The organism is Enterobacter sp. (assembly GCF_977039595.1).
Window position 1 is genome coordinate 1 of the sequence record NZ_CDRQYH010000109.1, and the last position, 7,428, is coordinate 7,428.

General features: G+C 55.9%; 7 protein-coding genes and 1 pseudogene. All 8 read right to left on the reverse strand.

What is annotated here, in order from left to right; all coding sequences use genetic code 11:
* The coding region (locus tag ACWYRJ_RS19895) for an IS1 family transposase (protein ID WP_001680836.1) at positions 1–69 on the reverse strand (69 nt) is incomplete at its 3' end.
* Between the two features lie 57 nt (positions 70–126).
* Positions 127–693, reverse strand: a pseudogene (locus ACWYRJ_RS19900) (ABC transporter ATP-binding protein); the annotation flags it as partial.
* A gap of 13 nt (positions 694–706) precedes the next feature.
* Positions 707–1,372 carry a beta-phosphoglucomutase gene (gene pgmB / locus ACWYRJ_RS19905; RefSeq protein ID WP_455508483.1) on the reverse strand — a complete coding sequence of 222 codons (666 nt, stop codon included), beginning with the start codon at positions 1,370–1,372 and terminating at the stop codon, positions 707–709.
* Positions 1,362–3,641, reverse strand: coding sequence for a glycoside hydrolase family 65 protein (locus ACWYRJ_RS19910; protein ID WP_455508484.1), 2,280 nt, complete (start codon positions 3,639–3,641; stop codon positions 1,362–1,364). Before ACWYRJ_RS19910 ends, pgmB begins: the two co-directional genes overlap by 11 nt.
* Entirely contained in the window at positions 3,635–4,693 is a 1,059-nt protein-coding gene (locus tag ACWYRJ_RS19915; RefSeq protein ID WP_455508485.1) for a Gfo/Idh/MocA family protein, read from the reverse strand. Before ACWYRJ_RS19915 ends, ACWYRJ_RS19910 begins: the two co-directional genes overlap by 7 nt.
* 11 nt (positions 4,694–4,704) lie before the next feature.
* Positions 4,705–5,493 carry a sugar phosphate isomerase/epimerase family protein gene (locus tag ACWYRJ_RS19920; protein ID WP_455508486.1) on the reverse strand — a complete coding sequence of 263 codons (789 nt, stop codon included), beginning with the start codon at positions 5,491–5,493 and terminating at the stop codon, positions 4,705–4,707.
* Positions 5,494–5,510: 17 nt separating this feature from the next.
* Positions 5,511–6,563, reverse strand: a complete 1,053-nt coding sequence (locus ACWYRJ_RS19925; protein WP_115875353.1) for a zinc-dependent alcohol dehydrogenase — start codon at positions 6,561–6,563, stop codon at positions 5,511–5,513.
* A 28-nt stretch (positions 6,564–6,591) separates the two neighbouring features.
* Positions 6,592–7,428: carbohydrate ABC transporter permease (locus ACWYRJ_RS19930; protein ID WP_455508487.1), on the reverse strand; the 837-nt coding region annotated here is incomplete at its 5' end.

The window sequence follows — 7,428 nt, forward strand, 5'->3', positions numbered from 1 at the left end:
GCTTTTGCCGTTACGCACCACCCCGTCAGTAGCTGAACAGGAGGGACAGCTGATAGAAACAGAAGCCACTGGAGCACCTCAAAAACACCATCATACACTAAATCAGTAAGTTGGCAGCATCACCTAAATCATGGTGGTGTTAAGCTTCTGATGCAGCTTGCTGATTTCAGCCCGCATCTGCACGCGAAGCTTGGCATCGAGGTTTGAGAGCGGTTCATCCATGAGGAACACGCCCGCCTCGCGTACGATCGCCCTGCCTAACGCCACGCGCTGGCGCTGGCCGCCGGACAGCGCGCCGGGTTTACGCTTGAGGTATTCACGTAATCCGAGGATCTGTGCCGCCCAGTTAACGCGCTCTTCGATAACCGCAGGCGCAATTTTTTGCATCTTCAGGCCGAACGCCATGTTGTCGTAGACCGTCATATGCGGATAAAGCGCATAGTTCTGGAATACCATGGCGATATCGCGTGACTTGGCGGGCACATCGTTCATACAAACGCCGTCAATGACCAGTTCGCCAGCGGAGATCTCCTCCAGACCGGCGATCATGCGCAGCGTCGTGGATTTACCGCAGCCTGAAGGCCCGACGAAGACGATGAACTCCTTGTCTTCGATTTCGAGATTGAAATCCTTAACCACGTGGACCTGGTTATCATAGATTTTCTGAATGTTTTTCAGAGACAGTTGAGCCATTGTTAATTCCTTATCAATACGTCCGGGATGCCCAAAACTCGGTAAGGCATTTCCAGGTCAGTTCCCGCGTTGAATGAAGCTGTAGTCCCGCATGGTTCAGGCCAGAACCCACCCCAACCGACAGCATGCCCGCCGCGTTGATCGCCGCTACGCCTGCAGGTGCATCTTCGATGCCCATGGCCTCTTCAGGACGCACATTCAGGCCAGCACAGGCTGCAAGGAAGATCTCTGGATCTGGCTTTGAGCGGCGAATACGGGAAGCATCGGCGCAATAATCGAAGGCCTGATAAATGCCCAGCGCGTGCAGGATCCCTGGGGCATTCAGGGAAACGGAGGCGAGTCCAGTTTTGACGTTCGCTTTACGTATATCCGTCAGAACGTCACGAATACCCGGAAGCAGTGAATCTTCCGTCAGCGACGCCAGAGACTGGACATAAAGTGCGTTTTTTTTCGTTGCCAGCGCGAGGCACTTCTCTTCACTGAACATCCCCTCTTTCCCGCCATGCTTCAGGATGCGCTGAAGGGAATCCATGCGGCTAATTCCCTTCAGCTGTTCATTAAACACTTCGTCGAAGGTGATGCCGATTTCGTCAGCCACTGCACGCCAGGCCAGAAAATGGAGGTGTGCGGTATCGGTGATAACACCGTCGAGATCGAATACAACAGCCTTAAGCGTCATCGCGCCCCTCCGTGGTAGCGGTCCCATTTGCAGGTGCAAGAAAATCCTTATAAGCGCATACCTTGCGCCCCGATACGCGTAGCGTCTTGCCCCAAAGCGTCAGCGTGACAGGTGTCGTCGTTTCAATGGTTAACACCTCATTTTCATAGGTGAAGTGCAGCGTTGCGTTCCGCCAGCGCAAGGGGAAAGCAAGCCTTCGCCAGTGGGCAGGCAGGCCGGGCGCAAGGTGTAGCTCCCCTTCCACAATCTGCATACCTGCAAATCCCTGAATGACGCCGGACCAAATAGCGCCGGTCGCTGCGGCATGAATACCGTCATCGCAGCTGTGTGGATCGTCCCCAAGGTCAATGGCGACGCCATCACGCCAGAAGGCGTAGGCACCTTCGGTGTCACCACAGCGGGCGGTCACAATGCCGTGTATGGCCTTGCTCAGCGAAGAGTCATGGATCGTGCGGGGCTCGTAGAAAGCCAGATTGGCGGCACATTGCTGTGGGGTAAACCGCTCCGGCAAGAGGTAGGTAAGCATTACCACATCAGCTTGCTTCAGGATCTGCATGTCGTTTACTTCCGCGCGGGAGTAATCGAGCAGAATGGTCTGCTTCCCTGCTTTTGCTTTATAGCGGCTGAGATCAATGGCCGGTTTCGCCATGAAGGTATCATCCTGCGGGATCACACCGTCTGAATTGGCCTCCGGCAGCCATAAGCGCGTCAGGAACCGCGTGGCATTCTCCGTAAAACGCGCATCTTCACGCCCAAACTGCGCCATAAACCGGCGCGCGCAGGCAACGTTATGCCACGCCAGATAATTGGTATAGGCGTTGTTGTTTACATGCTCGGTGTATTCGTCAGGCCCAATCACATCATGAATTTCCAGGCGCCCGTCTACCTCCGTTGCGCGGCCCATCCAGAACGCGGCGGTTTCCATCAGCAGCGTCAGGCCTTCATTTCGCATAAAGGCATCATCGTGTGTCGCCTGCCAGTAAGCGACGACGGCCCAGGCAATATCCGCCACGATGTGGTGTTCAGCCAGCGCGGAGGCCACCTTCTGGCGCATGCCGGTTCGGATGTTGATAGCCGCGAACTCCGGCGTTTCCTCTTTGCCGCTCGAGGCGCTCTCCCACGGGAAAAGTGCGCCCGGCCAGCCGTTGCGGCGGGCTTTTTCCCGGGCCCCGGCCAGGTTAAGCCAGCGATAGCGCAGAAGATTGCGGGCCACCTGTGGACGGGTGAAAAGATGGAAAGGCAGCAGGAATATTTCGGTATCCCAGAAGACGTGTCCTTTATACCCCTCGCCGGTCAATCCCTTAGCGGCAATGCTGCTCCGCTCATCATGGGCTGGCGTCATGGTGGTCAGATGCCAGACGGCATAGTCCAGCGCCATCTGATCGTCAGGAACTGCAGAAGCCACTTCCACCCGGGCGTTACGCCATACGTCTGCCCATACGCAGGATGAACTCTCCAGCAGCGAGGCATACCCCCTTGCCGCACAAACCTTGAGATCCGCCAGCGCCCTTCGCGCGAACGACTCCTGCGAAAGGGCTTTATCGCTGCGATGAGCAACCCAGACAATCTTATCCAGAGTGACAGTGTCACCTTGCGGTATCGTCAGGCAATAGTGGGCAGAGACCCGACGATTTTTGGCGGTGAAGCAGCTGTCGCTCTTCGCAGAGAGCTGACAAAACGCCGAAACAATAACTTCTGACGCCCGGTTCTGCGTTTCATACACCCCCTGCATATAGTGCTGGTCGAACACCCTGACGGAAATTTCATCCAGATGCTGCCGGCCGGTATTGGTTTGTGTCGCATCAATGCCGGTTTTCATCACCACCTGTGAGGCAGCATCAAGCGGGGTGATCGCAAGCTGCATGGCCACCAGCGGCAGCTGATCCAGAGAGACAAAACGGCGACTCTCCAGTCGATAGCGTTTCCCGTCGGGCGAGCGCCAGATGACGCTGCGACGAAGTTCGCCATTAGCAAACGCCAGCTCGCGCTGCCACTCGATAATGTCCCCCGACAGAAGGGTAAAATTCACCCCGTCCAGCTCAACCTCAATACCGGTGATATCGGGCAAATTGACCAGCTCAGTGGTCTCGTTGCGACCAGCACGATGATACAGACCCGCAAGATACATGCCTCGGGTTTGCTGGGTGTAATCCTCTTCATGCGCAGCGCGGATCCCCATGTAGCCATTACCGCAGGCCATGATGGAGGCGTATTTATTCAGACTGTGCGGACAAAAGCCCGGGTCGGTTAATACAGACACGTTTAGCATAACGTCACGCTTCCCCCCGTTTCTGCTGATTCATACAGCGCGGCGACAAGCTGCTGGATAATCAGCCCCTGCTCCGCATCAGCGATCATGACGGGCTCTCCCTGCACATGGCGCACGAAGGCATCCATACTGCGCAGGTGGCGTTGGTCGTCAGCCTCTTCGCGTTGGGTAAGAGTTTGTAAAACACCAGCTTCGTCGTTGTAAATGTGCGCCGGGAACAGCGTGGCACCCGCCTTTTCACCGCAGAATGCGACGTTCATGATCGATTGCTCGCGGATATTGAGCGCAAACGACGTGTCCAGACGCAGAATGCCGCCGTTGCAAAATTCAATCGTGCCAAACAGAGCATCTTCCACGGTAAACTGCGTGGGATCCCACGCGCCAAACTGACCGCTGCTTTTACGGTTGCCCAGCCTCTGAAAGCTATGCGCGGTCACCCGTTTTACCGCCGGGAACCCCAGAACATACATTGCTGCATCAAGCATATGGATGCCGATATCAATCAGCGGACCACCGCCCTGTAGCGATTTATTGGTAAAAACGCCCCACCCTGGCACACCGCAGCGACGCAGCGCCTGCGCTGACGTGAAGTAAATTTCTCCGAGCGTTCCGTTCATTACCGCATCGCGCAGCAGCTGAGTATCCAGGGCAAAACGATGGTGAAAATCATACGCCAGCACTTTTCCTGCCTTGCGCGCAGCCAGGCGCATCCGATCGGCCTCCTGCGGCGTCATAGCAGGCGGTTTTTCACACATCACATGGCAGCCTGCGTCCAGCGCTGCTATGACGTGCTCGAAATGAAACCGGTTAGGCGAGCAGACGCTCACCGCATCCGGCTTAACCGCCTCGAGCATTTCTCGCGCATCCTGCCATGCCGAGGGAATACCATGACGTTCCGCAAACGCCCGAGCCTGTTCAGAGTGGCTGTCCATGACAGCCACCATCTGAACATCACTGCGCGTGGCGTAATACGAGGCGTGCACTTTATCCGCGACCTGCCCGGCGCCAATGATGGCGACGCGCAGAGGCGAAGGTGTAGAAGCACTCATCACGCTCGTCATCCTTAGCATTTACGCAGATAAGTGAGCGAATCCCGGTATGCCTGAGCCGGATCATCGGCGCGAACACGGCACTCATATACCACGTAACCCTGGTAGTTATCCGCACGCAGCTGATCGAACAGGCTGGCAAAATCGAGGCTGCCGCTGCCCGGCTGGTAGCGGTGATTATCGGCGATGTGCACATGGCCAAGCAGATCGCGGTTCCGATGCAGCGCATCCGTCAGCGAGTCTTCTTCGATGTTCATATGATAGAAATCGCCGATGATCTGCACATGCTTCAGGCCGTTCTCTTCGATGTATCGACGCGCGTCTGCCAGGGTATTAATCATATGATCCTGATAGCGGTTCAGCGGCTCCAGATAGATGGTGGTTCCGGTGCGCGCTGCCACCTCATCCAGCCAGCGCAGCGAAGCACTCACCGCTTTGCGGTCGCCTTCAAGGCTGCGTGGAGAGATCATTGGCGGCAGTCGAAAGGTAAACATCCCCCACGCGGCAGGCACGATAATGCCCTTACCGCCCACTTCAGCCAGCGCTTCCAGAATGCGTTCAATCTGCTGTAATCCGTTCAGACGGCGCTCTTCGATGAAATCGCCGATCCAGCCATCGTATCCACCGCAGGCCGTCGTCACTGGCAGACCAGTGGCTTTGATGGCCGCTTTCACCTCGGCGAGGTTTTCCACCAGCAGCTTGCCGTCAATTTCGTAGCCATCAAAACCCATCGCTTTGATGTACTCGAATTTCTCCATGATATTGACCGGGAAAAAGCCCTGGTTCTGTGTTGCGATTTTCATGATTTGCTCTCCTTAGCTTAAAAAGTGACGCCCATTTTGATGCTCAGTTCCGGATGCTGGTCCACATATTTCATGTAGCTTTCAGCGCTGGTGGTGAAGGTCACGACCGGGTCGATCAGATCTTCACAATTGAGATAACCGTTCATCAGCAGTTCCCAGCAGGTCTCTTCGATACGCTTGCGGCTCCAGCGCGGATAGTCCGGGTTTGGTTCGCTGCAGGCGCGGGAGAAGACAATCTTCGCATTATTGAAATGCGCTTCGCGGCCGAGGTTAAAGCCTTCAGCGAACGGTTTCGCGAAGGCTACGTAGGAGATGGTGCCGCCGTAGGCGAGCCCGCGCAGCGCGGACTGCAGCGCATCGGCAAAACCACTGGTTTCGATGATCACGTCCGCGCCCTGCTTGCCGGTCAGCTTTTTGATTTCCAGGCCGACATCGGTGCCGATTGGGTTCAGGCAGTGGTCCGCGCCGTGACGACGGGCGATCTCGCAGCGGTGTTCGATTGGATCAACGCCGATAACCACTGACGCACCGGCTTTTTTAGCCAGCTGAATCGCAATCTGCCCGATTGCTCCCAGACCGACCACGACGACAAAGTCGCCCACGCGGACGTTGGCATCACGCACGCCGCTCATGGCGAACTGCGCCGGATCGTAGCAGACGGCGTTCTTCCAGGACGCGCCCTGCGGCATTTTACGCAGCTTATAGTTGTTCACCGCGTTGACGATGACCGTTTCCTGCAACGGGCCGTAGCAGCAGACAAGATCGCCGATCTGGTAATCCGTCACGTCCGCACCGCATTCAATAATGTCGCCAACAACCATGTTACCCAGCTGGAACTTACCGAACTCAATACCGCGCGCTGCGCCCTCTTCACGCGGCGTGAACATCTGCCACTCTGCGTTGAATTCTTCATCAATAAACGGGCTGGCGGCGCGGAAATCCACCACTTCTGTACCGTGTTTCGGCGCGCCAAAACGGGCGCGAATTTTTACTTCATGGACTGCAACCGGACGATCTTCATATTCCACCAGCGCCGCCACGCGTGGCGCTGTCGCAACTAATTTTTTCATGACTGACTCCTTGTTAATATTGGCCGCCTCAGCCCTTCACGCCACCGGCGGTCAAACCACTTTTAATAAAACGTTCAGACAGGGCGTACATGATGACCACCGGAAGCGCCGTCACCAGCGATGCCGCCATCATGCGGCCCCAGATATAATCTGGCGTGCTAAAGAGCGTGTTCAGCCCGACCGGCAAGGTAAAATTGCCAGAGCTGGACAGGAAAATTGACGCAAACAGATAGTCGTTCCACGCCACCATAAAGCAGTAGACAAACACTGATACGAGTCCTGAGATCGCAAGCGGGACGGTGATGCGAAAGATGATTTGCAGGCGGTTGAGGCCGTCCATCATCGCGGCTTCTTCGATTTCGTCCGGGATGGTGTCGAAATAGCTGCGCAGCATGAACACCGCTGTCGGCAATGTCTGGGTCACCATGGTGACGATCAGCGCCAACTCGGTGTCGTAGATCCCGAGGGCAGTGATGATTTTGAACAGCGGCACTACCAGCAAGATCCCGGAGAACATATAGACGGTGTAGAAGCTTGCATTGATCGTCGTGCGTCCTTTAAAACGCAGTTTGGACAAGGCATAAGCACCCAGCGTGCCGAGAAATACGGCAATCACCGAGGAGGTCAGCGATACCATCATGCTGTTTTTGAAGTAATCCACAAACGGGAAGATCAGCGGGTTAAAGATGTCGATGTAATGCTGCAGCGTCCACTCCTGGGGCAGAATGGTCGGATGGAGCGAGATCGCCTCTTTCGCACTCTTAAACGACGTCATTAGCATCACGAAGAACGGGAACAGCGTGATAACCAGAAACACCGCCAGGCCCAGATAAAAACCAATACGGCTCAGTACGCGTTTATTTGT